21 protein-coding genes and 1 pseudogene are annotated in these 24,789 nt (G+C 62.2%); 12 read left to right on the top strand and 10 right to left on the bottom strand.

The features are described 5' to 3' along the window. Positions 1-25 precede the first annotated feature (25 nt). Positions 26-2,449 carry a TonB-dependent siderophore receptor gene (locus AB7M32_RS18925; protein ID WP_454250937.1) on the top strand — a complete coding sequence of 808 codons (2,424 nt, stop codon included), beginning with the start codon at positions 26-28 and terminating at the stop codon, positions 2,447-2,449. Between the two features lie 36 nt (positions 2,450-2,485). Here the strand turns inward: AB7M32_RS18925 and AB7M32_RS18920 are convergent, their stop codons facing one another. The 3 genes from AB7M32_RS18920 to AB7M32_RS18910 all read right to left on the bottom strand — a co-directional run bounded on the left by AB7M32_RS18920 (position 2,486) and on the right by AB7M32_RS18910 (position 4,687). Then, positions 2,486-2,887: a hypothetical protein gene (locus AB7M32_RS18920; RefSeq protein WP_060742284.1), complete on the bottom strand. Its 402-nt coding sequence runs from the start codon at positions 2,885-2,887 to the stop codon at positions 2,486-2,488. A 713-nt stretch (positions 2,888-3,600) separates the two neighbouring features. Next, positions 3,601-4,080, bottom strand: a complete 480-nt coding sequence (locus AB7M32_RS18915) for a nuclear transport factor 2 family protein (protein ID WP_060742285.1) — start codon at positions 4,078-4,080, stop codon at positions 3,601-3,603. A 43-nt stretch (positions 4,081-4,123) separates the two neighbouring features. After that, a complete protein-coding gene (locus tag AB7M32_RS18910) occupies positions 4,124-4,687 on the bottom strand; it encodes a TetR/AcrR family transcriptional regulator (RefSeq protein WP_454250936.1) in 564 nt (187 codons plus the stop codon). A gap of 123 nt (positions 4,688-4,810) precedes the next feature. On the opposite strand from AB7M32_RS18910, the gene pssA reads away from it, so the two are divergent. The 11 genes from pssA (at position 4,811) to AB7M32_RS18855 (ending at position 16,957) form a co-directional block, all read left to right on the top strand. Further along, complete coding sequence (gene pssA, locus AB7M32_RS18905; RefSeq protein WP_072405634.1) at positions 4,811-6,154, top strand: CDP-diacylglycerol--serine O-phosphatidyltransferase; 1,344 nt, start codon at positions 4,811-4,813, stop codon at positions 6,152-6,154. 11 nt (positions 6,155-6,165) lie between these two features. Continuing rightward, entirely contained in the window at positions 6,166-7,182 is a 1,017-nt protein-coding gene (locus tag AB7M32_RS18900) for an AraC family transcriptional regulator (RefSeq protein WP_454250935.1), read from the top strand. 260 nt (positions 7,183-7,442) lie between these two features. Continuing rightward, a complete protein-coding gene (locus AB7M32_RS18895; protein WP_454250934.1) occupies positions 7,443-8,414 on the top strand; it encodes an NAD-dependent epimerase in 972 nt (323 codons plus the stop codon). 26 nt (positions 8,415-8,440) lie between these two features. Further along, on the top strand, positions 8,441-9,184 hold the full coding sequence (locus tag AB7M32_RS18890) for a glycosyltransferase family 2 protein (RefSeq protein ID WP_454250933.1): 744 nt from the start codon (positions 8,441-8,443) through the stop codon (positions 9,182-9,184). A gap of 1 nt (position 9,185) precedes the next feature. Beyond that, a complete protein-coding gene (locus tag AB7M32_RS18885; RefSeq protein WP_092164466.1) occupies positions 9,186-9,479 on the top strand; it encodes a lipid-A-disaccharide synthase N-terminal domain-containing protein in 294 nt (97 codons plus the stop codon). A gap of 67 nt (positions 9,480-9,546) precedes the next feature. Beyond that, a complete protein-coding gene (locus AB7M32_RS18880) occupies positions 9,547-11,004 on the top strand; it encodes an ArnT family glycosyltransferase (protein ID WP_454252168.1) in 1,458 nt (485 codons plus the stop codon). Between the two features lie 264 nt (positions 11,005-11,268). Continuing rightward, the gene (locus AB7M32_RS18875; protein ID WP_454250932.1) at positions 11,269-12,933 is read left to right on the top strand and encodes an AMP-binding protein; all 1,665 of its coding nucleotides are present in this window, start codon (positions 11,269-11,271) and stop codon (positions 12,931-12,933) included. A 16-nt stretch (positions 12,934-12,949) separates the two neighbouring features. Next, positions 12,950-13,711 carry an SDR family NAD(P)-dependent oxidoreductase gene (locus AB7M32_RS18870; protein WP_454250931.1) on the top strand — a complete coding sequence of 254 codons (762 nt, stop codon included), beginning with the start codon at positions 12,950-12,952 and terminating at the stop codon, positions 13,709-13,711. Positions 13,712-13,727: 16 nt separating this feature from the next. Further along, the gene (locus tag AB7M32_RS18865) at positions 13,728-14,915 is read left to right on the top strand and encodes an acetyl-CoA C-acyltransferase (protein ID WP_454250930.1); all 1,188 of its coding nucleotides are present in this window, start codon (positions 13,728-13,730) and stop codon (positions 14,913-14,915) included. A gap of 9 nt (positions 14,916-14,924) precedes the next feature. Next, positions 14,925-16,052, top strand: coding sequence for an acyl-CoA dehydrogenase (locus tag AB7M32_RS18860; RefSeq protein ID WP_454250929.1), 1,128 nt, complete (start codon positions 14,925-14,927; stop codon positions 16,050-16,052). A gap of 131 nt (positions 16,053-16,183) precedes the next feature. Further along, positions 16,184-16,957: an enoyl-CoA hydratase gene (locus AB7M32_RS18855; RefSeq protein WP_454250928.1), complete on the top strand. Its 774-nt coding sequence runs from the start codon at positions 16,184-16,186 to the stop codon at positions 16,955-16,957. 660 nt (positions 16,958-17,617) lie between these two features. Here AB7M32_RS18855 and AB7M32_RS18850 read toward each other — a convergent pair. From AB7M32_RS18850 to AB7M32_RS18820, 7 genes and pseudogenes are all read right to left on the bottom strand, one after another. Next, positions 17,618-18,769: an acyl-CoA dehydrogenase family protein gene (locus tag AB7M32_RS18850; protein ID WP_454250927.1), complete on the bottom strand. Its 1,152-nt coding sequence runs from the start codon at positions 18,767-18,769 to the stop codon at positions 17,618-17,620. A 3-nt stretch (positions 18,770-18,772) separates the two neighbouring features. Continuing rightward, a complete protein-coding gene (locus tag AB7M32_RS18845) occupies positions 18,773-19,879 on the bottom strand; it encodes an enoyl-CoA hydratase/isomerase family protein (protein WP_454250926.1) in 1,107 nt (368 codons plus the stop codon). Positions 19,880-20,013: 134 nt separating this feature from the next. Beyond that, positions 20,014-20,721 (bottom strand): HPP family protein, encoded by a 708-nt coding sequence (locus AB7M32_RS18840; protein ID WP_454250925.1) that lies wholly within the window; start codon positions 20,719-20,721, stop codon positions 20,014-20,016. Between the two features lie 176 nt (positions 20,722-20,897). Next, positions 20,898-22,278 (bottom strand): annotated as a pseudogene (locus AB7M32_RS18835) (UDP-glucose dehydrogenase family protein). Between the two features lie 97 nt (positions 22,279-22,375). Next, positions 22,376-23,311, bottom strand: a complete 936-nt coding sequence (locus tag AB7M32_RS18830; RefSeq protein ID WP_454250924.1) for a LysR family transcriptional regulator — start codon at positions 23,309-23,311, stop codon at positions 22,376-22,378. A 58-nt stretch (positions 23,312-23,369) separates the two neighbouring features. Beyond that, positions 23,370-23,903 carry a hypothetical protein gene (locus AB7M32_RS18825; RefSeq protein WP_454250923.1) on the bottom strand — a complete coding sequence of 178 codons (534 nt, stop codon included), beginning with the start codon at positions 23,901-23,903 and terminating at the stop codon, positions 23,370-23,372. A gap of 40 nt (positions 23,904-23,943) precedes the next feature. Then, positions 23,944-24,735, bottom strand: coding sequence for a putative hydro-lyase (locus AB7M32_RS18820; RefSeq protein WP_454250922.1), 792 nt, complete (start codon positions 24,733-24,735; stop codon positions 23,944-23,946). Between the last annotated feature and the right edge of the window lie 54 nt (positions 24,736-24,789).

Below are 24,789 nucleotides of genomic sequence, written 5' to 3'. Positions count from 1 at the left end.
TGAACAAAAACGAGAGCGCTTTCCAATGTCCGCAGTTGTACCTTTGCGTTTGCGCCCGGCCTTTGCCGGCCGGCGTCCGCTGTTGAACCTGAGCCTCATGCTGAGCCTGGGTGCCAGCCCGTTTTTCATGTCATCGAGCCAGGCCGAAGAAGCCGCCCGGCGCAGTTATCAGGTGCCAGCCGGCAGCCTCAGCGCGGCGTTGACCCGGTTCGCCGGGTTGGCGGGAGTCAACCTGTCGGTGGACCCGGCCTTGGTGAGCGGACGCAACAGCGCCGGGCTTTCAGGGGAGTTTGAGGTGGAAGAGGGGTTTGCCCGGCTGTTGCGGGGTTCGGGCCTGCAGTTGCAGCCGGTGGGGGAGCAGGCCTACATCCTGATGCCGGCGCCAGAAGGCGGCAGCTTGCAACTGGCGCCCACCTCGATTCTCGGCTCCACGGCTTCGACGGACAGCCCGGTGTACGCCGGCGGCCAGGTGGCACGGCGTGGTTCGCAAGGCCTGCTGGGCTCGCGGGACTTCATGGAAACGCCGTTCAGCATGACCACCTACACCAGCGAGACGGTCAAGAACCAGCAGGCGCGCACCCTGGGCGACCTGATCGCCAGCGACCCCTCGGTCCGCACCACCAACCCGGCGGGCGGACGCTTCGAGCAGTTCACCATTCGCGGTTTCAGCCTGTTCAACAGCGATGTCGCCTACAACGGTCTCTACGGCATCCTGCCGACGTACACGATCGACATGGAGATGGCCGAACGCGTCGACATCCTCAAGGGACCGAGCCAGCTCATCAACGGTATCTCGCCGCGGGGCAGCGTGGGGGGCGGGATCAACGTGGTGCCCAAACGCGCCACCGACAAGCCCATCACCTCGTTCACCGGCAGCTATGCCTCCAACAACCAGCTTGGCGGGGCGGTGGATGTCGGTCGACGCTTTGGTGAAGACGACAAGTTCGGTATTCGTTTCAATGGTGTGAAGCAGGCAGGCGACACCGAATGGGATCACCAGAGCGTGGACCGCGAGATGGCGGTGCTGGGCCTGGATTTTCGCGGTGAACGCCTGCGCCTCTCGACGGACATCGGCCACACCGAACGCAACACCGACGCGCCCCAGGAACGCGTGCAGGTCGGTGCCAATGCTCAGGTCCCTCACGCCAGTGATGTGCGCGACAACTACGCCCAGTCGTGGACCAAGGCGCGCACCCAGGATACCTTCGGCACGGTGAACGCTGAGTTCGATGTCAGCGATTCGGTGATGCTGTATGGCGGTGTCGGCGCGCGCAAGAGCGACCACGACTTCCTTAGGCACAACGTTTCGGTCACCAACGACGCGGGCGACTTCACCGTCCAGCCACGTGACTTTACCCGGGAGGAAAATGTCCGCACGGCCACGGCCGGGGTGCGCAACTGGTTCCATACCGGTCCGGTGAGCCATGAGGTCAACCTGGCCGCCAGTTATTTCTATATGGACTTCGAAAATGGCGGCGCCCGTTACGCCAACGGTCGCAGCAACCTGTATGACCCGGTACAGACCCCGACGCCGAGCACCCCGACCCGACAGGACGACAAGGTCTATACCGAGAACCGCTTCAGCGGCGTGGCCTTGTCCGACACCCTGGGGCTGTTCGAGGATCGCTTGCTGCTGACCCTCGGCGCTCGCTGGCAACGGGTGAAGGTTGATGACTGGACGAATAACGTCAAGGGCGACACCGCCTACGATGAGGAAAAGGTTTCGCCGTCGGGCGGGATCCTGTTCAAGGCGACTGACAAGCTGTCGCTGTATGCCAACTACATGGAAGGCCTGAGCCAGGGCAAGATTGCGCCGTCGACGTCGGTGAACGAGGATGAGATTTTCCCGCCGTTCATCAGCCGCCAGGTCGAAGTGGGCGCCAAGTATGATGCCGGCCCGTTCGCCGTCACCGCCGCCGTTTTTCGAATCAAGCAGCCCGCCTATGCGACCGACGCTACGACATGTGTCTTCGGCCCGAACGGCAAGCGCGAAAACACCGGCGTGGAGTTGAGTGTGTTCGGCGAGCCGCTGAAGGGAACCCGTCTGCTCGGCGGCGTGATGTTCATCGACAGTGAACTGACTGACACCACCGACAGCACCTTCGACGGCAACCGCGCACCGGCCACGCCGAAGTACAACGTCAACCTTGGCGCCGAATGGGACGTGCCAACGGTACAGGGCCTGACTCTGACCAGTCGCGGCATTTATTCCAGCTCGCAGTACCTGGACCAGTCCAACACCAAGGAAATCGACGCCTGGACGCGTTTCGACGTAGGCGCTCGCTACGCGTTCAAGGTCGACGAAAAACACATCACCCTGCGGGCCAACATCGAAAACGTGGCAGACAAGCGCTACTGGAGTTCGGCGGGTGCATCGGATGACAGTGAGCCGGGCTTGACGCTATCGACCCCGCGCACCTACCTGCTTTCCGCGACCGTTGATTTCTAGGCCGATGGGCCGCTCCTGGGAAGGAGCGGCCCAGGTTCAGGTATCGCGAAACAGATCGTGGGCATCCAGCAGTCGCCAGGCGATCTCGGGACGTTTTTCCAGCCCGCGGCGGATGGCGGCGGGGATTGACTGGCGAATCTTGCGGCACAGGCCGGGTTGTTCCTGGAACTCGATGGCGATGCCGCGCATGGTCCGCACTTCGTTGTAGCCGGGCTCGACGCGCAGGCGGATCCCCAGGTTTTCGTACAGGCGTTGTTGCAGGCGCTGGAGTTCGTCGAGGCTCTGGATGTTCTCCAGACGCTCGAGCAGGCGTTTTTCTTCCTGGCGATTGAGACACAGGATGCGCAGGTCGCTGCCAGGCGCTTGCAGCAAGGCATCACGTCCGCAATCGCAGACGCCGGGCGGGCAGGGGGGACGGATCGGGATCGACGCGGTCATGGGCTCCACAAAGTCTGCTGCACAACGAAACAGCGAGCTTATCGCCAGCCTGGGCAATGTGATACCTGGCGGCATGTGGGTCAAGCCTGTTGGAGGGGCCGCTGGTCTGGCAGCGACTGCAGTACTGTGGGAGCGAGCTTGCTCGCGATAGCGGTGGGTCAGTTTGCACACCTGTTGGATCTGCCGCCGTCATCGCGAGCAAGCTCGCTCCCACATTTTTGGATTCCGGCGCACACAAATGCTGTGCTCGACCTCAATCTCCTGTGGGAGCGAGCTTGCTCGCGATAGCGGTGGGTCAGTTTGCGCACCTGTTGGATCTGCCGCCGTCATCGCGAGCAAGCTCGCTCCCACATTTGGATTCCGGTGCACACAAATGCTGTGCTCGACCTCAATCTCCTGTGGGAGCGAGCTTGCTCGCGATAACGGTGGGTCAGTTTGCACACCTGTTGGATCTGCCGCCGTCATCGCGAGCAAGCTCGCTCCCACATTTGGATTCCGGCGCACACAAATGCTGTGTCCGACCTCAATCTCCTGTGGGAGCGAGCTTGCTCGCGATAGCGGTGGGTCAGTTTGCACACCTGTTGGATTTGCTGCCGTCATCGCGAGCAGGCTCGCTCCCACATTTGGATTCCGGCGCACACGAGTGCTGTGCCCGACCTCAATCTCCTGTGGAAGCGAGCTTGCTCGCGATAGCGGTGGGTCAGCCGAGAGGGTTACAACCCCAACTCGGACAATCCCGGATGATCATCCGGCCGGCGGCCCAGGGGCCAGTGGAACTTGCGCTCGCTTTCCTTGATCGGCATGTCGTTGATGCAAGCGTAGCGGTTGTACATCAGACCTTGCTCATCGAACTCCCAGTTTTCATTGCCGTAGGAGCGGAACCAGTTGCCCGAGTCGTCGTGCCATTCGTAGGCATAGCGCACGGCGATGCGGTTATCGGTGAAGGCCCAGAGTTCCTTGATCAGCCGGTAATCCAATTCCTTGGCCCATTTGCGGGTCAGGAACGCCTTGGCTTCTTCGCGGTTGTGCGCGAATTCGGCGCGGTTACGCCATTGGGTGTCCAGCGTGTAGGCCAGGGATACTTTTTGCGGGTCGCGAGAGTTCCAGCCGTCTTCGGCCAGGCGAACTTTCTCGATCGCCGATTCACGGGTGAACGGCGGCAGTGGCGGACGAACTTCAGAAGAGGCAGACATGGCGAATCTCCAATGAGTGGATGAATGACGCAGGGTTCAACGATCAGGTGTGTAGCAATATCTTCAACAGGTCCTGGGCGTGGTCAGCCGCGCTGTGGTCGCCCATGACCAGCGCCACGGTAATGGCGCCGTCGATCAGAATCAGTAGCTGGCGGGCCAGGGCGTCCGGATTCTCGACGCCTTGTTCGACGCACAGTCGGGTCACGTAATCGAGCAGCTTCTGTTTGTGCATCTTCGCCACCTGGCGGACCGGATCCTGTGGATCGCCGGTTTCGCCGCTGGTATTGATGAAGGCACAACCGCGAAAACCTTCGCTGTCGAACCAGCCCTTGAGCACGGTGAACAGGTTGAGCAGTCGCGCCGTCGGCGTGGGCGCCTTGTCCACTTCGCTGCTGAACCAGTGCATCCAGCGCTCGTCCCGCCGCTCGAGGGCGGCCACGATCAGGTCGTCCTTGTTGGCGAAGTAGCGATAGACACTTTTCCTGGAAACGCCGGCGGTTTTCACCAGAAGGTCCATGCCGGTGGCGGCGATGCCACTTCTATAGATCAACTTTTCGGCGACATCGAGGATGATGTCTCGTGTTTCATTACCAGTGATTTCGTTCATGGGGTAAAAGTAGAACGATCGTTCTCCTTGGTCAAGTTGTTTTTTTCTTGACGACAGGAAGACCCGAACCCATCCATGGTGTAAGCTCATCCGTTCTATGGAATCGACCTTTTTGCGAGCCCTATGCCGTCGCTCTTCAAACGCTCCCTGCTGCCCAAGCTGCGCAGCTTTGCACTGACCGCCGACGCGGTGACCATCCTCGATGGCGCTGCCCAATTCCGCCGTTGCCTGCTGGAGAAAATCGCCCAGGCCACCCAGCGCATCTACATCGTCGCCCTCTACCTGCAACAGGACGAGGCTGGCCAGGAAATTCTCGATGCCCTGCATGCCGCCAAAGCGGCGCGTCCGGAACTGGACGTGGTCGTGGTCGTGGACTGGTTGCGAGCCCAGCGGGGGCTGATTGGCGCCAAGAAGCAGCCGGGCAACTCGGCGTGGTACCAGGAACAGACCCGTACCCATGCCAGTGAAGTGCCGATCTACGGCGTGCCGGTGCAGACCCGCGAACTGTTCGGCGTGTTGCATTTGAAAGGTTTCGTGATCGATGACTGTGTGCTCTACAGCGGCGCCAGTCTGAATAACGTCTACTTGCACAAGTTCGATAAATACCGCTACGACCGCTACCACCTGCTGCAGAACACGGCACTGGCCGACTCGATGCATCACTTGGTGCAGCATGGCCTGATCACCTCCAGGGCCGTGCATCGCCTGGACCTGCCCAACCTGCCCAGCACCCGTAGTTTGCGCAAGGACATCGGTGACCTGCGCAGCCGTCTCAAATATGCGACCTATGACACCAGCGTCGGCAGCCTCGACAAGAGCGGCCTGTCGGTGAGCCCGTTGCTGGGCGTGGGCAAGAACAACCCCCTGAGCCGGGTGATCGGTGAACTGATCGCCAGCAGCCGCCAGCAACTGACCATCTGTACCCCGTATTTCAACCTGCCCCTGGCCGTGACCCGGGAGCTCAACCGCGCCCTGGCCCGCGGGGTCAAGATCGACATCATCGTTGGCGACAAGACCGCCAACGACTTCTACATTCCGCCAAGCGAGCCGTTCAAGATCATCGCGGCGCTACCATATCTCTACGAAATCAGCCTGCGACGTTTCGCCAAACGGCATCAGCACGCGATCGACAGCGGCCAATTGAACCTGCACCTGTGGCGTGACGGGGACAACACCTATCACCTCAAGGGCATGTGGGTCGACGAGCGCTACACCTTGCTGACCGGCAACAACCTCAACCCGCGGGCCTTTCGTCTGGACCTGGAAAACGCGCTGTTGCTGGATGACCCCAAGGGCGAATTGCTGGCGCCGCGCCAGGCCGAGCTTGAGCGGATCTACTGCCACACCCGCCGGATCGAACGTTACCTGGACCTGGAAACCCTGCCGGATTACCCCGAGGCCGTGGCCAGGTTCCTGAAGCGGGTCAGCCGGGTGCGGATAGAACGGCTGCTTTACCGGATCCTGTGAACACCCGCGCCATGTCGGAAAAAGACACCATCTCCATCCAGCTGGTGCGTGAGGCATTGCTGCAAAGCTGCGCACCCGGGGCGGCCACCGAGGAGGTCCTGAGCCAGGTCGGCATAGCCCCGGCGCTGCTCGACGATCCCCAGGCGCGGGTCCCGGCCCATGCCTATGCGCGGCTCTGGCGGTTGCTGGCCCAGCGCCTGGATGACGAATTTTTCGGCATGGACCCGCGCAAGCTCAAGTCCGGCAGCCTGGCATTTCTTTGCCAGTGCGCCATGGCCCAGCCCACGCTGGCGAGCGGCTTGACGGCGGGGCTGGGGTTTCTGTCGCTGATGCTCGAACGCCTGCCGGCCCAGTGGGTGCGCCAGCAAAGCCTGGCGGAGATCGTGCTGCTGGAAGACGATCAGGCGCCGCGCCGAGCGTTTACTTACTTCACCTACTGGATGATCGTCCATGGCGTGGCCTGCTGGCTGGCCGGGCGGCGCATTCCCATCCTGTCTGTCGAACTGCGCTGCCCGGCGCCGGATTTCTGCGACGACTACCGGGTGATGTTCTCCCAGAACCTGCGCTTTGACCGGCCGCGCACCCGGATGATTTTCGCCGCCGAATGCCTCGACCTGCCCATCCGGCGCAACGCTGACGAGCTCAAGCGCTTTCTGGCCCGGGCCCCGGCCAACATCCTGGTCAAATACCGCGATCCGCAAAGCCTGGCCAGTCGTATCCGGCACGACCTGCGGCAACTGCCCGCCGAACAGTGGCCGGAAACCGAGGCCCTGGCCCAGCAGTTGTGCGTGTCCGCCTCGACCCTGCGCCGACGTCTGGCGGAGGAGGGCCAGACTTACCAAGGCCTCAAGGACAGCGTGCGCAAGGATCTGGCGATCACCTGGCTGGCCGAGCCGTCCATCAGTTTCGTCGAAATCGCCTCGCGCCTGGGTTTTGCCGATGCCAGCTCCTTCTACAAGGCGTTTCGCAAATGGTCCGGGTCCAACCCGGGGCATTATCGCAGCCTGATTCTCAACGACCCGGATTGATCCATCGGGCGGTCTCCAATCTTGTGCCGACCCAAGCCCCCTGTGGGAGCAAGCTTGCTCGCGATAGCGGTGGTTCAGTCGCCTCGTCATTGACTGCCATACCCTCATCGCGAGCAAGCGCGCTCCCACAGAGGCTTTCGCTTGGCAAGTTGGCACGCTCATAAAACCGTCATTTTTCTTTGATACAAGCCTGTGCAGGCGCCGGAAAAGCCGGGCCATCCATCAGGGTAGTGTATGCACGTGACCGTTTTGGGCAGCGTATGAGCGTATTGGTCACCGGTGCCGCAGGATTTATCGGTTTTCATACCGCCAGACGGTTGTGCAACGAAGGCCATCAAGTCATCGGCATCGACAACCTCAACAGCTACTACAGCGTCGAGCTGAAACAGGACCGACTTGCACAGTTGGCCGAATGCCGCAACTTCCGCTTCCAGCGGCTGGATGTGGCCGACAAACCGGCGCTGCTGGAGTTGTTTGCGCAAAACGCGTTCGAGTCCGTCGTCCACCTGGCGGCCCAGGCCGGCGTGCGCCACTCCATCGATAATCCCGACCTGTATGCCCAAAGCAACCTGGTGGGGTTCCTCAACGTGTTGGAAGCCTGTCGTGCCCACCGGCCGGCGCATCTGGTGTTCGCCTCGAGCAGCTCGGTGTATGGCTTGAACGACCAGTTGCCGTATGCCACGACCGATCCGGTGGATCAGCCCGTGTCTTTTTATGCGGCGACCAAGCGCGCCAATGAACTGATGGCCCACGCTTACTCGCATCTCTACGGGATTCCCACCACCGGCCTGCGGTTTTTCACTGTATATGGGCCGTGGGGACGGCCCGACATGGCACCGTTCAAATTCACCGACGCCATCCTCAACGGTCGCGCCATTGATCTCTATAACGACGGCGCGATGTCGCGGGACTTCACCTACATCGACGACATCGTCGAAGGCCTGGTGCGGTTGTTGCCGCGCCCGCCTGCCAATGAAACAGGCGTGCGCCACAAGCTCTACAACATCGGCTTCGGCGCTCCGGTGAAGCTCTTGCAGTTTGTCGAGTGCCTGGAAGAGGCCCTGGGCATTCCCGCGATCAAGCATTTCTTGCCGTTGCAAGCGGGTGACGTGGTCGACACGTGGGCGGACACGCGCGAGCTGGAAGAGCACATAGGGTTTCGCCCGCAGGTCGCGGTGCCCGTCGGTGTGCAGTCGTTTGTCGATTGGTACCGCGCGTATTACCGCGTTTAACCCCTCAGCTTTTTTACTGGAGCGTCATGCACGAAACCCTTTATGTGTCGGTCCTGATTCCGGCAAAGAACGAAGCCGGCAACCTCATTCCACTGCTGGAAGAGGTGCGGGCGGCGCTGGTCGACGAGGCCTTCGAAGTCATCGTGGTCGACGATGGCAGCACAGACGCCACCGCCGCTGAACTGCGGGCGTTGCAAGGCAGTGGCTATCGCCAGTTGCGGGTACTCAGCCATGCCCGTTCCCTCGGGCAGAGCACCTCGATCTACCACGCGGCTGAAGTGGCCCGCGGGCATTGGCTGGCAACCCTCGATGGCGACGGGCAGAACGACCCGGCCGACCTGCCAAAGATGCTCGACCTGGTGCGCGGTTCGGAGGGAACGCCTGCCGGCGTGAAGCTGGTGGCGGGGCATCGCGTCAACCGCCGGGACACGACGAGCAAGCGTTGGGCCTCGCGGTTCGCCAACAAACTGCGGGCCAGCCTGCTCAAGGACCAGACGCCCGATACCGGTTGCGGCATCAAGTTGATCGAGCGCGAGGCGTTTTTGCGCCTGCCGTATTTCGATCATATGCATCGCTTTATTCCGGCGCTGATCCGCCGTCACAACGGCCGGATGCTGGTTCACCCGGTGAATCACCGTGAGCGCGGGGCCGGGGTGTCCAACTACGGCAACCTCGACCGGGCGCTGGTGGGCATTGTCGATCTGTTCGGGGTGTGGTGGTTGATAAGACGCACCCGCCTGGATATCAACGCACAAGAAACCGAGGTGTGACATGGGCAGAGAAACGTTGTGGCTGGCCGTTGGCTTCGGCGGCCAGTTGGCCTTCACCGGACGTTTTGTCCTGCAATGGCTGTACAGCGAGTACAAGAAGCGCAGCGTGATACCCGTGGGTTTCTGGTACTTGAGCATCATCGGCAGCGCGCTGTTGCTGGCCTATGCCATCTACCGCGAAGACCCGGTGTTCATTGTCGGCCAGTCCTTCGGCTTCATCGTTTACCTGCGCAATTTGCAGTTGATCGCCAAGCATCACGAGCAGGAAAACCGCGAACTGGCCGAGAAGGGCTGAGACGGTGCGGATACAATTGTCTTCCTCGCGACTGGAGCTTCTGGCGCTGGTGGTATTGGCCTTGATCATGGTGGGCGCCGGCCTGGGTTGGCGCCAACCGATGAACGTCGATGAAGAGCGCTTCCTCGGCGTTGCCCTGGAGATGCTGCAGGACGGCTCATGGTTCATTCCCCATCGCGCCGGGGAAATCTACGCCGACAAGCCGCCGTTGTTCATGTGGGCGGTGGCGTCGTTCGTGCAATTGGCCCACCTGCCGAAAGTCGCCCTGTACCTGCCCGCGCTGTTGGCCGGCGTCGTCACCACCGCATGCCTGTATGACCTGGGCCGGCGCTTGTGGGGGCGACGCGTCGGAGGGATCGCCGCGCTCTTGTTTCTGGCCACCTACCAGACCTACAGCATCCTGCGCACCGGGCAAATCGATGGTTTTCTTGCACTCTGGACCAGCCTGGGGATCTATGGCTTGTGCCGGCATTTGATGCTCGGCCCGGCGTGGCGCTGGTATTACGTGGCCTGCGCGGCGATGGGGCTGGGGGTCATCAGCAAAGGCGTGGGTTTTTTGCCGGTGTTGATGCTGATTCCCTACGCCTATGGTGTGCGTCGAGGGTGGAAAGGCCTGGTGTCCATGCCGGGCAAGGCAGGGGCCTGGTGGCTGGGGCTGGTTGTGGCGCTGGTGGCCATCGCGCTTTGGCTTGGGCCTTTGTTGCTGATTGTGTGGCAGGGCAGCCCCGACAGCCTGGCGTACGCCCAGGAAATCCTGCTGAAGCAGACGGCGGGGCGTTATGCCAATGCCTGGGAGCACCGCGAACCCTTCTGGTATTTCTTCGTTCAGGTGATTCCGAAATACTGGCTGCCGATCTTTTTCATGCTGCCATGGCTGGTACCGGCCTGGCGCAGGCAGTTGCTCAAGCATGACGGTCGCGTGCTGGTGCTGCTGGGGTGGGTGATGCTGGTGCTGTTGTTCTTCAGCCTGAGCAGTGGCAAGCGCAAGCTGTATATCTTTCCCGCGTTGCCGGCCTTGATCCTGCTGGTCGCGCCGCTGGTGCCGTGGATGCTGCACCGCTGGTTCAGCCGGCGTCCGAGGGGCAGGGCGGTATTCACTGCCTTGACGGTGGTGTGGTTGTGCGCCTGGTTTGTGCGCGGCTTCATCGAGCCCTACAGGGAAGGCATCAACCCCCACCAGACCTTGATGCGTGATGTCGCGGGGCTGACTTCAAATGCCGAGTTGGTGCTCGTCGGGTGGCGCGAGGGCCATTGGCTGTTCGCCCAGCAGCCCATCGTGCACTTTGGCTTCCATGACCGCCAGTCCCTGGAACGATCCGCCACCTGGCTGCGCGGCCACCCGCAGGCCTTTGCCTTGGTGCCCGCTCGGGACCTGGCGCGCTGCTACGATCCGCAAAAGGCGCGCCGGGTCGGCGATACCTCGCGGGCCGAGTGGTTCCTGGTGGGGCCTGATGCGGACAACCAGCGCTGCCAGTCCCCGGTGCCGGAGAAGGTTTACTCATTTGCCTGGAAGCAGCCCTTGTAGCGGCTGGACTGCCGCCATCGCGAGTAAGCTCGCTCCCACAGAGGATGTGAGGTGGGTCTCGATTCTGTGATCGCCCAACCTCCCCATGTGGGAGCGAGCTTGCTCGCGAAAACGGCCTGACTGGCAATACCCCCCTCGAACCATGGCCAAACCAGTCAAGCAACTTGATGGCTTTGACCATTGCCGCCACCGCCCTTCGGCGCGAGTATTTGTCTGCTCTTCACGGTTCCCCCAGCCAATAAAAAGTACAGAGGGATTCTGGTCATGCGCGATTATTCGTCCGCCACGTCACAGTTCGATTACCTGCAAACCGTCAACGCCGCGCTGCACGGCTCGCTAGAGGCGCTCAATGCCTGTGTCGAGTGTTGCGACCGGCATGCGTTGCCGGGTCGCATCGCTTTGTTCTGGGAGGGCCGTGACGGCAGCGAAGCCACCTGGACTTACCGCGACCTGCAGGACAATGCCGCACGGTTCGCCAACTTCCTGCGCGCTCAAGGCGTCGGCAAGGGTGACAAAGTGGCCGGCCTGCTGCCGCGCACTGCGGAACTCTTGATCGTCGTACTCGCCACCTGGCGTATCGGGGCGGTGTATCAACCGCTGTTCACCGCGTTCGGGCCCAAGGCCATCGAGCACCGCCTCGGCAGCTCGGGCGCACGGATCGTCGTGACCGACGCCGTCAACCGTCCCAAACTCAATGAAGTCGCCGGTTGCCCCACCATCGTCACGGTCGGCGGCGAGAAGGGCCAGGGCATCGTGCGGGGCGATTACAGTTTCTGGGCCGAAGTGGCGAACCACTCCAACCAATGCGAACCGCTGATGCTCACCGGCGAAGATCCGTTTTTACTGATGTTCACCTCCGGCACCACGGGACCTGCCAAGGCGCTGTCGGTGCCGCTCAAAGCCATCGTGGCGTTCCGGAGCTACACCCGTGACGCGGTGGACCTGCGCCCTGAAGACGCCTTCTGGAACGTCGCCGACCCGGGTTGGGCCTACGGCATTTATTTTGGCGTGACCGGGCCGCTGGCCATGGGGCATCCGATCACCTTCTACGATGGCCCGTTCACCCTGGAAAGCACCTGCCGGATCATCAACAAGTACGGCATCACCAACCTGACCGGCTCGCCCACCGCCTATCGGCTGTTGATCGCCGGAGGCGAGCAGTTTGCCCGCTCGATCAAGGGCAAGCTGCGCATCGTCAGCAGTGCCGGCGAGCCATTGAACCCAGAGGTGATCCGCTGGTTCGCCGACAACTTGAACGTGGTGATCCACGACCATTACGGCCAGACCGAACTGGGCATGGTGCTGTGCAACCACCACGGGCTGGAACACCCGGTGCACCTGGGGGCGGCCGGTTTCGCCTCGCCGGGCCACCGGATTGTGGTGTTGGATGAAGAGCAACGCGAGCTGGGTGTGGGCCAGCCGGGCATTCTCGCGGTGGACCGCAGCCAGTCGCCCATGTGCTGGTTCGCCGGTTACGAAGGCGCGCCGACCAAGGCTTTCGTTGGCGACTACTACTTGAGCGGCGACACCGTGGAGCTGAATCCGGATGGCAGCATCAGCTTCGTCGGCCGCAGCGACGATGTGATCACCACCTCCGGCTACCGGGTCGGTCCGTTCGATGTGGAAAGTGCGCTGATCGAACACCCGGCCGTGGTCGAGGCGGCGGTGATCGGCAAGCCTGATCCAGAGCGCACCGAGTTGGTGAAGGCCTTCGTGGTGCTCAGCACCCAGTATCGCGCCTCACCGGAGCTGGCGGAGGAATTGCGCCTGCATGTGCGCAAGCGCCTGGCGGCCCATGCCTACCCCCGTGAAATCGAATTTGTCAGCGACTTGCCGAAGACCCCGAGCGGCAAGTTGCAGCGCTTTATCTTGCGCAACCAGGAAATCGCCAAAGCCCAAGAAGCTACGGCGCAAAACGTTTCAGCTTGAATCCAAGGAAACCATGATGCAGATCGACAACAAGATTTTCCTCGTCAGCGGCGGTGCTTCCGGCCTTGGCGCGGCCACCGGTGAAATGCTGGTCAAGGCCGGCGCCAAGGTGATGCTGGTGGACCTCAACGCCGACGCCGTGGCCGCCCAGGCGCAAAAGCTGGGTTGCCAGAGCGTGGTGGCCGATATCAGCAACGAAGGGGCGGCTGAAGCGGCAGTCAAGGCGACGGTCACGGCGTTCGGCGGTCTGAATGGCCTGGTGAATTGCGCCGGTATCGTGCGCGGCGAGAAGATCCTCGGCAAGAACGGCCCTCATGGCCTGGACAGCTTCAGCCAGGTGATCAACGTCAACCTGATCGGCAGCTTCAACTTACTGCGCCTGGCGGCTGCGGCCATCGCCGAAACCGAGGCCAACGCCGACGGCGAGCGCGGGGTGATCATCAACACCGCTTCGGTAGCGGCCTTCGACGGCCAGATCGGCCAGGCCGCCTACGCGGCCTCCAAAGGCGCCATCGCCAGTCTGACGTTGCCGGCCGCCCGTGAGCTGGCGCGCTTCGGTATCCGGGTGATGACCATTGCCCCGGGGATTTTCGAAACCCCGATGATGGCCGGCATGACGCCTGAAGTGCGTGATTCCCTGGCCGCCGGCGTGCCGTTTCCGCCGCGCCTTGGGAAGCCTTCCGAGTACGCGGCGCTGGTCAGGCATATCATTGAGAACAGCATGCTCAACGGCGAGGTGATCCGTCTCGACGGTGCCTTGCGTATGGCAGCCAAATAAGTAAGGAGGATTCATGATGTCCAACGATCCTATTGTCATCGTCAGCGCCGTCCGTACCCCCATGGGCGGTTTCCAGGGCGAACTGAAAAGCCTCACCGCGCCGCAACTGGGTGCCGCCGCTATCAAGGCCGCCGTGGAGCGGGCCGGTATCGCGCCGGGTGCGGTTGAAGAAGTGCTGTTCGGTTGCGTGCTCGCCGCTGGCCTGGGCCAGGCACCGGCACGTCAGGCCGCGCTGGGCGCCGGGCTCGACAAGTCGACCCGCTGCACCACGCTCAACAAGATGTGCGGTTCGGGCATGGAAGCGGCTATCCTCGCCCATGACATGCTCATCGCCGGCAGCGCCGAGGTGGTGGTGGCCGGTGGCATGGAGAGCATGTCCAACGCCCCGTACCTGCTGGATCGCGCCCGCGGCGGTTATCGCATGGGCCATGGCCGGGTGCTTGACCATATGTTCCTCGATGGCCTGGAAGACGCCTACGACAAAGGTCGGCTGATGGGCACCTTCGCCGAAGATTGCGCCGAGGCCAATGGCTTGAGTCGCGAGGCCCAGGACGCCTTTGCCATTGCGTCCACCACCCGCGCCCAGCAGGCGATCAAGGACGGCAGTTTCGACGCCGAGATCGTGCCGTTGCAGGTCATGGCAGGCAAGGAACAAGTGACCATCCGCCACGACGAGCAGCCACCCAAAGCGCGGATCGACAAGATCGCCTCGCTCAAGCCGGCGTTCCGCGAGGGCGGCACGGTGACGGCCGCCAACGCCAGTTCCATTTCCGATGGCGCCGCTGCCCTGGTGCTGATGCGCCAGAGCCAAGCGGTCCAGCGCGGCCTCAAGCCTTTGGCGGTGATCCACGGTCACGCGGCGTTTGCCGATACTCCGAGCCTGTTTCCCACCGCACCGATTGGCGCTGTGAAGAAACTGATGCACAAAACCGGTTGGTCGCTGGATCAAGTCGACCTGTTCGAAGTCAACGAAGCCTTTGCCGTGGTCGGGCTGGTGACCATGGACAAGCTGGAGATTGCCCATGACAAGGTCAACGTCCACGGCGGCGCCTGTGCGCTGGGCCACCCGATTGGCGCGTCTGGCGCACGGATCCTCGTGACCCTGCTGTCAGCCCTGCGCCAGAAGGGTCTCAAGCGCGGCGTCGCGGCGATCTGCATCGGCGGCGGCGAAGCCACGGCCATGGCCGTTGAATGCCTGTATTAAGGAACCACCATGCTCCCGACTGAAGAACAGACCCAAATCCGCGACATGGCCCGGCAGTTCGCCCAGGACCGCCTGAAACCGTTCGCCGCCGAATGGGACCGCGAGCACCGCTTCCCCCGGGAAGCCATCGCTGAAATGGCCGAGCTGGGCTTTTTCGGCATGCTGGTGCCGGAACAGTGGGGCGGCTGTAACACCGGTTACCTGGCCTATGCGATGACCTTGGAGGAAATCGCCGCTGGTGACGGTGCCTGCTCGACCATCATGAGCGTGCACAACTCGGTGGGCTGCGTGCCGATCCTCAAGTTCGGCAACGATGAGCAGAAGGCGAAATTCCTCACGCCCCTGGCCAGTGGCGCGATGCTTGGCGCCTTCGCCCTGACCGAGCCCCAGGCCGGTTCGGACGCCAGCAGCCTCAAGACGCGGGCGCGGCTGGAGGGGGATCATTACGTGCTCAACGGTTGCAAGCAGTTCATCACCTCGGGGCAGAACGCCGGGGTGGTCATTGTGTTTGCGGTGACTGATCCGAGCGCCGGCAAGCGTGGCATCAGTGCGTTCATCGTGCCGACCGATTCGCCGGGCTACAGCGTGGCGCGGGTCGAAGACAAACTCGGCCAGCATGCGTCCGACACCTGCCAGATCCTCTTTGAAGAGGTGAAGGTGCCGGTGGGCAACCGCCTGGGCGAGGAGGGTGAGGGCTACAAGATCGCCCTGGCGAACCTGGAAGGCGGACGGGTAGGCATCGCGGCGCAAGCGGTGGGCATGGCTCGGGCCGCGTTCGAAGCGGCCCGGGATTATGCCCGGGAGCGCTCCAGTTTCGGCAAGCCGATCATCGAGCACCAGGCCGTGGCGTTCCGCCTGGCCGACATGGCGACCCAGATCGCCGTGGCCCGGCAAATGGTGCACTACGCCGCCGCCCTGCGGGACAGCGGCCAGCCTGCTTTGGTGGAGGCATCCATGGCCAAGCTGTTTGCTTCGGAAATGGCCGAGAAGGTCTGCTCCATGGCGTTGCAGACCCTGGGCGGTTACGGTTACCTCAACGACTTCCCGCTGGAGCGCATCTACCGCGACGTGCGGGTCTGTCAGATCTACGAAGGCACCAGCGACATTCAGCGCATGGTCATTTCGCGCAATCTTTGAGTAGGAGCTGCCGCAGGCTGCGATCTTTTGATTTTGCTTTCGTTCAAGACTCAATTGGCGGGAAAAGATCGCAGCCTTCGGCAGCTCCTACAGGGCATCGAGTCAAATACAGCGTTTAACAGGAGTCCTGCATGAGCTACGAAACGATTTTATTGGAGATCAAGGACCGCGTCGGCCTGATCACCCTCAACCGTCCCCAGGCCTTGAACGCCTTGAATGCGCAGATCGTCAGCGAGCTGAACCAGGCGCTGGACAGCCTGGAGGCGGATCCGAGCATTGGCTGCATCGTGTTGACGGGCTCGAAGAAAGCCTTCGCCGCCGGTGCCGACATCAAGGAAATGGCTGAGCTGACCTACCCGCAGATCTACCTGGACGACCTGTTCAGCGACAGTGACCGCGTGGCCAACCGTCGCAAGCCGATCATCGCGGCGGTGAACGGTTTTGCCTTGGGCGGTGGCTGCGAGCTGGCGTTGATGTGCGACTTCATCCTGGCCGGTGACAATGCCAAGTTCGGCCAGCCGGAAATCAACCTCGGCGTGCTGCCGGGCATGGGCGGCACCCAGCGCCTGACCCGGGCGGTGGGCAAGGCCAAAGCCATGGAAATGTGCCTGACCGGGCGCTTTATCGACGCGGTAGAAGCCGAACGCTGCGGTATCGTCGCCCGGATCGTACCGGCCGATGAACTGCTGGACGATGCGCTGAAAACCGCAGCGTTGATTGCCTCCAAGTCGGTGCCCATCAGCATGATGGTCAAGGAAAGCGTCAACCGCGCGTTTGAAGTCAGCCTGTCTGAAGGCGTACGTTTCGAGCGCCGGGTATTCCACGCGGCGTTTGCGACGCAGGATCAGAAAGAAGGCATGGCGGCATTCGTGGCCAAGCGCGCGGCGGCGTTTCAGGATAAGTAAGGCGGCGTTCCGGCTGACGCCATCGCGAGCAAGCTCGCTCCCACAGTGGATTTGAGGTGTACGCGTCATCTGTGTACGCCATCAAACCCTGTGGGAGCGGGCTTGCCCGCGAAGACGCCGGCACATCCAGCATAGAAGTCACTGACCCACCGCTTTCGCGAGCAAGCCCGCTCTCACAGTGGATTTGGGGTGTACGCGTCATCTGTGTACGCCATCAAACCCTGTGGGAGCGGGCTTGCCCGCGAAGACGCCGGCACATCCAGCATAGAAGTCACTGACCCACCGCTTTCGCGAGCAAGCTCGCTCCCACAGTGGATTTGGGGTGTACGCGTCATCTGTGTACGCCATCAAACCCTGTGGGAGCGGGCTTGCCCGCGAAAGACGCCGGCACATCCAACATAGAAGTCACTGACCCACCGCTTTCGCGAGCAAGCTCGCTCCCACAGTGGATTTGGGGTGTACGCGTCATCTGTGTACGCCATCAAACCCTGTGGGAGCGGGCTTGCCCGCGAAGACGCCGGCACATCCAGCATAGAAGTCACTGACCCACCGCTTTCGCGAGCAAGCTCGCTCCCACACTGCATCTCAGGTGTACGCAGCATTTGCGTACACCACTGGACACTGTGGGAGCGAGCTTGCTCGCGATGCTTTTTCCAGCCATCACACCAGGTAGTGTTTCAACTCCCGGGCGATGACCATTCGCTGGATCTCGCTCGACCCTTCATAGATCTGGGTAATCCGCGCGTCGCGGTAGTAGCGCTCTACCGGATAATCCTCGAGATACCCGTACCCACCGTGAATCTGTATGGCCGAGGAGCAGACTTTCTCGGCCATTTCCGAGGCAAACAGCTTGGCCTGGGAGGCTTCCGACAGGCATGGCTTGCCGGCGCTGCGCAGGCGGGCGGCGTGGAGGATGAGCAGGCGGGTGGCGTTGATGCGGGTGTGCATGTCGGCCAACAGGTTGGCGATGCTCTGGTGCTCGATGATCGGCTTGTCGAACTGGACGCGATCGCGCGCGTAGGCCAGCGCCGCTTCGAACGCCGCGCGGGCGATGCCCAAAGCTTGCGCCGCGATGCCGATGCGACCGCCTTCCAGGTTGGACAAAGCGATGGCCAAGCCTTTGCCACGCGCGCCCAGCAGGTTGGCCTCGGGGATGGTGCAGTTGTTCAAGGTAACCGCGCAGGTGTCCGAAGCGCGGATGCCCATCTTGTGTTCGGTGCGATCGACGATGAACCCGGGTGTATCCGTGGGCACCAGGAACGCCGAAATGCCTTTTTTGCCCAGCTCCGGATCCGTTACGGCAAACACGATGGCCAGTTTCGCCCGCTTGCCGTTGCTGACGAACTGCTTGGCGCCGTTGATCACCCACTGGCCATCGCGCAGCTCGGCCCGGGTGCGCAGGTTGTGGGCTTCGGAACCGGCCTGGGGTTCGGTCAGGCAGAAGCAGCCAATGGCCTGGCCACTGGCGAGCTCGGCCAGCCACGTCTGTTTCTGTTCAGCGGTGCCAAAATTCAGGACCGGCCCGCAACCCACCGAGTTGTGAATGCTCATCAGCGCCCCGGTGGCGCCGTCGCCCGCGGAGATTTCCTCCACCGCCAGGGCATAGGCCACGTAATCGACGTAGGTGCCGCCCCATTCTTCCGGAACCACCATCCCCAACAGGCCCAGTTCACCCATCTTCGCCACCAGGCCGTCGTCAATCCAGCCGGCCTTTTCCCACGCCTGGGCATGGGGGGCGATTTCACCTCGGGCGAAGTCCCGGGCCATGTCGCGGATCATCACTTGTTCTTCGGTCAGTTCGAGGTCGTGCATGGCTCAGCTCCCGTGGTCGTCGAAGCCGTCGAAGAAACTCGCCACATGGTCGGCGTCCAACGCCTCCAGGGTCGGCGGGTTCCAGCGGGGGTTCTTGTCTTTGTCGATCAGCAAGGCGCGTACGCCTTCGATCAGGTCTCCGCGTTCGAACCATTGCCGGTCCAGGTGCAGCTCCAGGGCAAAACAGTCTTCCAGGCTCAGATGCCGACCGCGCCGCAGCATTTCCAGGGTCACGGCCATGGCCAGGGGCGAGCGACTGTCCAGCACGTCGGCGGTCTTCAGCGACCATTCGTGGCTGTTGGCGACAGTGACCTGGCGCAACTGCTCGACCATGCTTGGCACATCGGGCAGGGCAAAGAAATGGTCAATGGCCGGCCGCAAATCGGCCAGAGGGGGCGCAGGGAGCTGTTGCTGGCCGAGTTTGGCCAGCAGGCTTTGCAGGTCCTTGAGCGGCATGTCGTGCCACTCAAGTCGATCGAGACGCTCGTCGAGCTGCTTGAGCTTGTGGCTATCGAGGTACCAGTCGGCGAGCCCGCAATACAATGCATCGGCGGCGCGGATCTGTACGCCGCTGACCCCCAGGTAGATCCCCAGCTCACCGGGAATGCGCGACAGGAAATAACTGCCGCCCACGTCCGGGAAATAACCGATGGCGACTTCCGGCATGCCCAGGCGACTGCGTTCAGTCACGATCCGCAGGTCGGCGCCTTGCACCAAACCCATGCCGCCACCCAGCACGAAGCCGTCCATCAGGGCGAGGATCGGTTTGCGATAATGGTGGATCGTCAGGTCGAGGGCGTATTCTTCGACGAAGAAATCTTCATGCAGGGTGTCGCCCTGCTTGTGGCTGTCGTACAGCGAGCGGATATCACCGCCGGCGCAGAAGGCCTTGTCGCCCGCGCCACGCAGTACCACCGCGCGAATGTGTGGGTCGAGTGCCCAAGTATCGAGTTGTTGCTGCAAGCTGCGCACCATGCCCAGAGTGAGGGCATTGAGGCCGGCGGGGCGGTTCAGGGTCAAGTGGCCAATGTGATTGCGAACGTCGACCAGCACCTCGTGGGCCACGGTTTCCATGGTTTCCGCAGCTTGGGATGAAACCTGAGCTGTCATCGCTAACTCCCTGCTTTTATTGTTTTTTACGAATGGTGTCGCGCGTACCCGTTCAGGATCGTACCAGTGCAAATTTGCCTTGCACAACCGGGATACGTGCAGGTCATGTCTGCATATTTATAGCAGCCACAGGCTCAACCGCGACCGGAAAGCACCTCCGCGATGCTGCGGCGCCTGGCGTTTCGTTCGCTGGCATGGATCAATTGCTCAAGATCTTCCGGGGTGACGTCGAAGAAGGCCTCCATTTCCGCCAGGGCTAATTTCAGGTCTTCGGCGGTGATGGCGTGTCGGTCGACGGGAGGGTGGTCAGCCGGTATGACGGCCGCCGGTTCGCTGGCGCGCTTGGGATAGCGCACACGCGTGAGGTTGTTGTAGCCCAGTGCAAAGGCGAGCAGCCCGCAGCCGGCCAACATGGCCGCGCCGACCGCCTGCCAGTCCAAGGCAACGATGGACGGATCCGCCAGCACCAAGGTCGCCGCCAGGGCGCCTGCCGGTGGGTGCAGGCAACGCAGCCAACACATCAACACCAGCGCCATACCGGCCGCCAGGCAGGCGCTGCCCAGGGTCCGCCCCAATACATGGGCCACCAGCAGTGCCACGACCGATGCACAGAGGTAGCCGCCGACAATCGACCAGGGCTGGGCAAGGGCGCCCGAGGACACGGCAAACAACAGCACGGCCGAAGCGCCGAGAGGGCCGATCAGGTGTTGCGCCACCTCAAGGCCAAAGACCTGACCACATAGCCAGACACTGAACATTGTTCCCAGCGCCATGCCGATGGCGGCGCGGCTCCATTCGGTGGGACGGGTATTGATAGCGGCGGGGAACCAGCGAGAAAGCATTAAGCGAGAATCCAAAAAACGAACAAAAAAAGGGGCTTACGGGAAAAACCCAGAAAGCCCTTTAAGTGTTCCAACAGTTGGGGGAGGAACGGTGCACAGTGTGCCTCCCACAACCTTTGCTTACAAATTCATATTAATGCAGGTTGAGTGCATTAATTTTGAGGTAACGGTCAGGTTCAAGCGCTTCTTGAGGCGGGGTACCACGTTTGCTGGGCGATGGGCAGGTTGCGTGATTGGCCGCGGCCCATCGGAAAATAGGTAAAGCCCTTGTCTGCCATGCGTTCCGGGTCGAACAGGTTGCGACCGTCGAAAATCACCGGGGCCTTGAGCCGCTGCCGGATCAGGTCGAAGTCCGGCGCCTTGAAGGGCTGCCATTCGGTGCAGATGACCAGCGCGTCGGCCCCCGGCAACACCGATTCCGGCGTGCCCATCAGCATGAGTCGGGTTTCGTCTGGATAGAGCAGTTGGGTCTGTTGCATCGCCTCCGGGTCAAAGGCGCGGACACTGGCTCCCGCAGCCCAGAGCGACTCCAGCAGGGTGCGGCTCGGCGCATCGCGCATGTCGTCGGTGTTGGGTTTGAAGGCCAGGCCCCACAGCGCGAAGGTCTTGCCACGCAGGTCGCCCTGGTAGAACGCGTTGATCCGCTCGAACAGCTTGTGTTTCTGCCGATCGTTGATGGCTTCCACCGCCTGCAGCAGGTCACTGGAACAGTGAGCCTGCTCGGCGGTGTGGATCAGGGCGCGCATGTCCTTGGGAAAGCATGAGCCGCCATAGCCGCATCCCGGGTAAATGAAATGGTAGCCGATGCGCGAGTCGGCGCCGATGCCCAGGCGCACGGACTCGATGTCGGCCCCCAGGTGTTCGGCCAGTTCGGCGATCTGGTTGATAAAGCTTATCTTGGTCGCCAACATGCCGTTGGCGGCGTATTTGGTCAGCTCGGCGCTGCGCAGGTCCATGAACAGGACCCGGTCGTGGTTGCGGTTGAATGGTGCGTACAGGTCGCGCATGGTTTCGCGCACTTCATCGCGCTCGCAGCCGATCACGATGCGATCCGGACGACGGCAATCGGCGACGGCCGAGCCTTCCTTGAGAAATTCGGGGTTGGAGACGATATCGAACTGCAGCAAGCGACTGGCCTTGAGCAGGCATTTGTCGATGTGCGCTCGCAGAACGTCACCGGTGCCCACCGGCACGGTGGACTTCTCCACCACGATGAGCGGTTGCTCGCGATAACGGGCGACGGCCTCGCCAACGGCCAGCACCTGGCTCAGGTCGGCACTGCCATCGTCCCGGGAGGGGCGTGCCTACCGCGATAAACAGCACCTGGCCGTGTTGCACGGCAAGCTGCTCGTCACAGGTGAAGTGCAAACGCCCGGCCTCCAGCCCTTCGCGCACCAGCGCGGCCAGGCCGGGCTCGAAAATACTCACCTGGCCTTGCCGAAGGCTGTCGACCTTGCGCTCGTCGATGTCCATGCACACCACGTCATGGCCCACCTCGGCCAACACGGCGGCCTGCACCAACCCTACGTAACCACTTCCGAATACACTGATCTTCATGGCGGATTCCCTGGATCATTCCGAGCGAGCGACATGCACAACCAGCGTTCGCCGCAGTGCGCTTGGTTCAGAATAAGTCGGGGATATTGCAGTTCACTTACAGCCCACTGAAGTCTTGCGCCGTCAATCGGTACGCGGCTGGCAGTTGCGCGACGAACTCGCCGACCACTTCCCGGGTCAGGCTGACGATGTCTTCCACCCGTTCCATTCCGGCGCCGGTCCGCCAACTGGCGACGATGTCCATGACCGATGGCAGCGGCACGCCCTCCACCAAAGTCAATGTGCCCTGGGCCAGTTCACCGACCACCAGCGCCGCGGGCATGGCGCCGATGCCGAAACCGTCGCGAACCAGGCGGGTGATGGCCGAGGCCGAGTTCACGCAGTTGATGCGGGGCGAGACGATGTTGGCCGAGTGCAGCAGGTTGAGGATGTCCTGGTGGGGCCGTGAGTTGCGCGAGAACGTTACGATGCGTTCCTGGGACAGATCTTCCAGTGACCCATAGGCTCGGTCATAGGCGGAACCGGTGCGCACCACCCAGTGCATCGGGTAACGGGTCAGCAACGCATTGCGCACGCTGTCCAGGCGCAGGATGTCGGTCTGGAAAATGATGTCCTGGTAGCCTTTTTCCAGCTGTGAGCAGAGGTTGCTCGCGGTGTCGGCCGACAGTTCGATTTCCAGGGCCGGGTAGCATTCCATCAGGCGTGTCACCAAGGGACTGAGCCAGGTGTGGATCACCGTATCCATCGCGCCGATGCGGATCCGGCCGCGCACCTGGCGCGGGTCCTTGATCACGGCTTTCATGCTCTGCATGGTGTCCATGATGCGCTCGGCGTATTCCAGCACGCGCTGGCCCTCGGAGGTCAACGACACCCCTTTGGAATCGCGCACGAACAGGCGCACGCCCATTTCGTCTTCCAGGGCGGCGATCCGGCTGGAAATGGAGGCCTGGGTGGTGAACAGTTTTTCCGCGGTGAGGCGAAAGCTCTTCAGGCGGGCCACCCAGACGAAGGTTTCGAGAAACTTGATGTTCACTGGGGGCGGTTCCTTGGAACAGTCATGCAAGACTCCTGAAAGCGCGGGGTCGGCCTGGTCAGAGATCCGTCACGTAGTGGATCACGTCCTGAAGCGCGCCCGAATCCGGCGCGTTATCAATCATCGCCTCGGGCCGGCACCATGGATAGTCCAACGTCGATACCCAGGCCATGATCATCGGCAGATCGGTCGCCGACAGGGTCTTCATGTGCTCGATGGTGATGGTCAATCGCTCGACCCGTTGCGACTGCGGATCGAACTGCCAGTCGTACAGGCCACAACCGACACGCGCCTCGCCGCTGTTCTTGTCTGACATCGCCACCAGCCATTTGCACTGGAACGCTTCCGCGTTTGCCGGTGGAGGGGCGGCCAGGCAGAACGTGTAGACGTTTTCGAAGGTCTGGCTGAAGCGACGGACCATCACATCGCCAATGGCGGCACGGCCTTCAACGTGGTCGGGAAACGAGATGGAGCCGGTGTGCACGACCATGTCCAGAATAGCCGAGGCTGTAAAGGCCTGGTCCAGCAGGTGCGGGCGGTTGCCGTCCTTGGCACGGATGTACTGTTGAATCGAGAACTGAGCAGTATTCATCTTGTATTCCTTCAAGTCGAAAAGCAGCCTGGTTCGAGGCCTACAAATCACTGTTCCATAAGTCCGTCACCAGCATGCAGCCCGGGGCGTGTGTGATGCACAGCGGTGGACGCGAGGCCTGGACCACCGATTGAGGCGTCACGCCGCAGGCCCAGAACACCGGGATCTCGTCCGCTTCCACCGGTACGGCATCACCGTAGTCCGGCGTGTCCAGGGATTGAATGCCGATCAGTGATGGATCGCCGATGTGCACCGGGGCGCCGTGGACATTGGGCATGCGCCCGGTAATCTGGATCGCCTGGATGGCTGCGGCGGCTTTCATCGGCCGCATGGTCACCACCATCTTGCCAGACAGGCGGGCGGTGGGTCGCGTGTCGATGTTGGTCTGGAACATCGCGACATTGCGCCCCAGTTCAATGTGCCGCAAACGGATGCCGGCCTCCAGCAAGGGTTGTTCGAAAGAGAACGAACAACCGAGGGCGAAGGCCACCAGATCGTCCTGCCACAGGTGTGCGATGTCCAGCGGCGATTCGCTCAACTCGCCGTGGCGATAGACCCGGTATTGAGGCACTTCATGACGGATATCGATGGCGGCGCCCAGGTTGCGGAAGAACGGATCCCCTGGCTCGGTCACGTCAAGCACCGGGCAGGCCTGGCGGTTGAGGGTGCAGTAGCGCAGGAATTCATTGGCCCAGTCGCCGGGCAGAATCACGATATTGGCTTGCACGCGACCCTGGCCCAGGCCGCTGGTATGGCCCTGGTACTGGCCGGCGGCGATGCTTTGGCGCAGGACGAGAGGCGTGCATTGCTGCAGTTGTTCGAAGGACGTCATCACGGGGTCTCCAAGTGTTCGTTCGCTACTTTGAGAACAGCGTGGTGAGGACGT

This window comes from Pseudomonas sp. R151218B TE3479 (assembly GCF_053629195.1).
The sequence above is the reverse complement of the archived record's forward strand: the minus strand, read 5'-3'. Positions and strand labels throughout refer to the sequence as shown.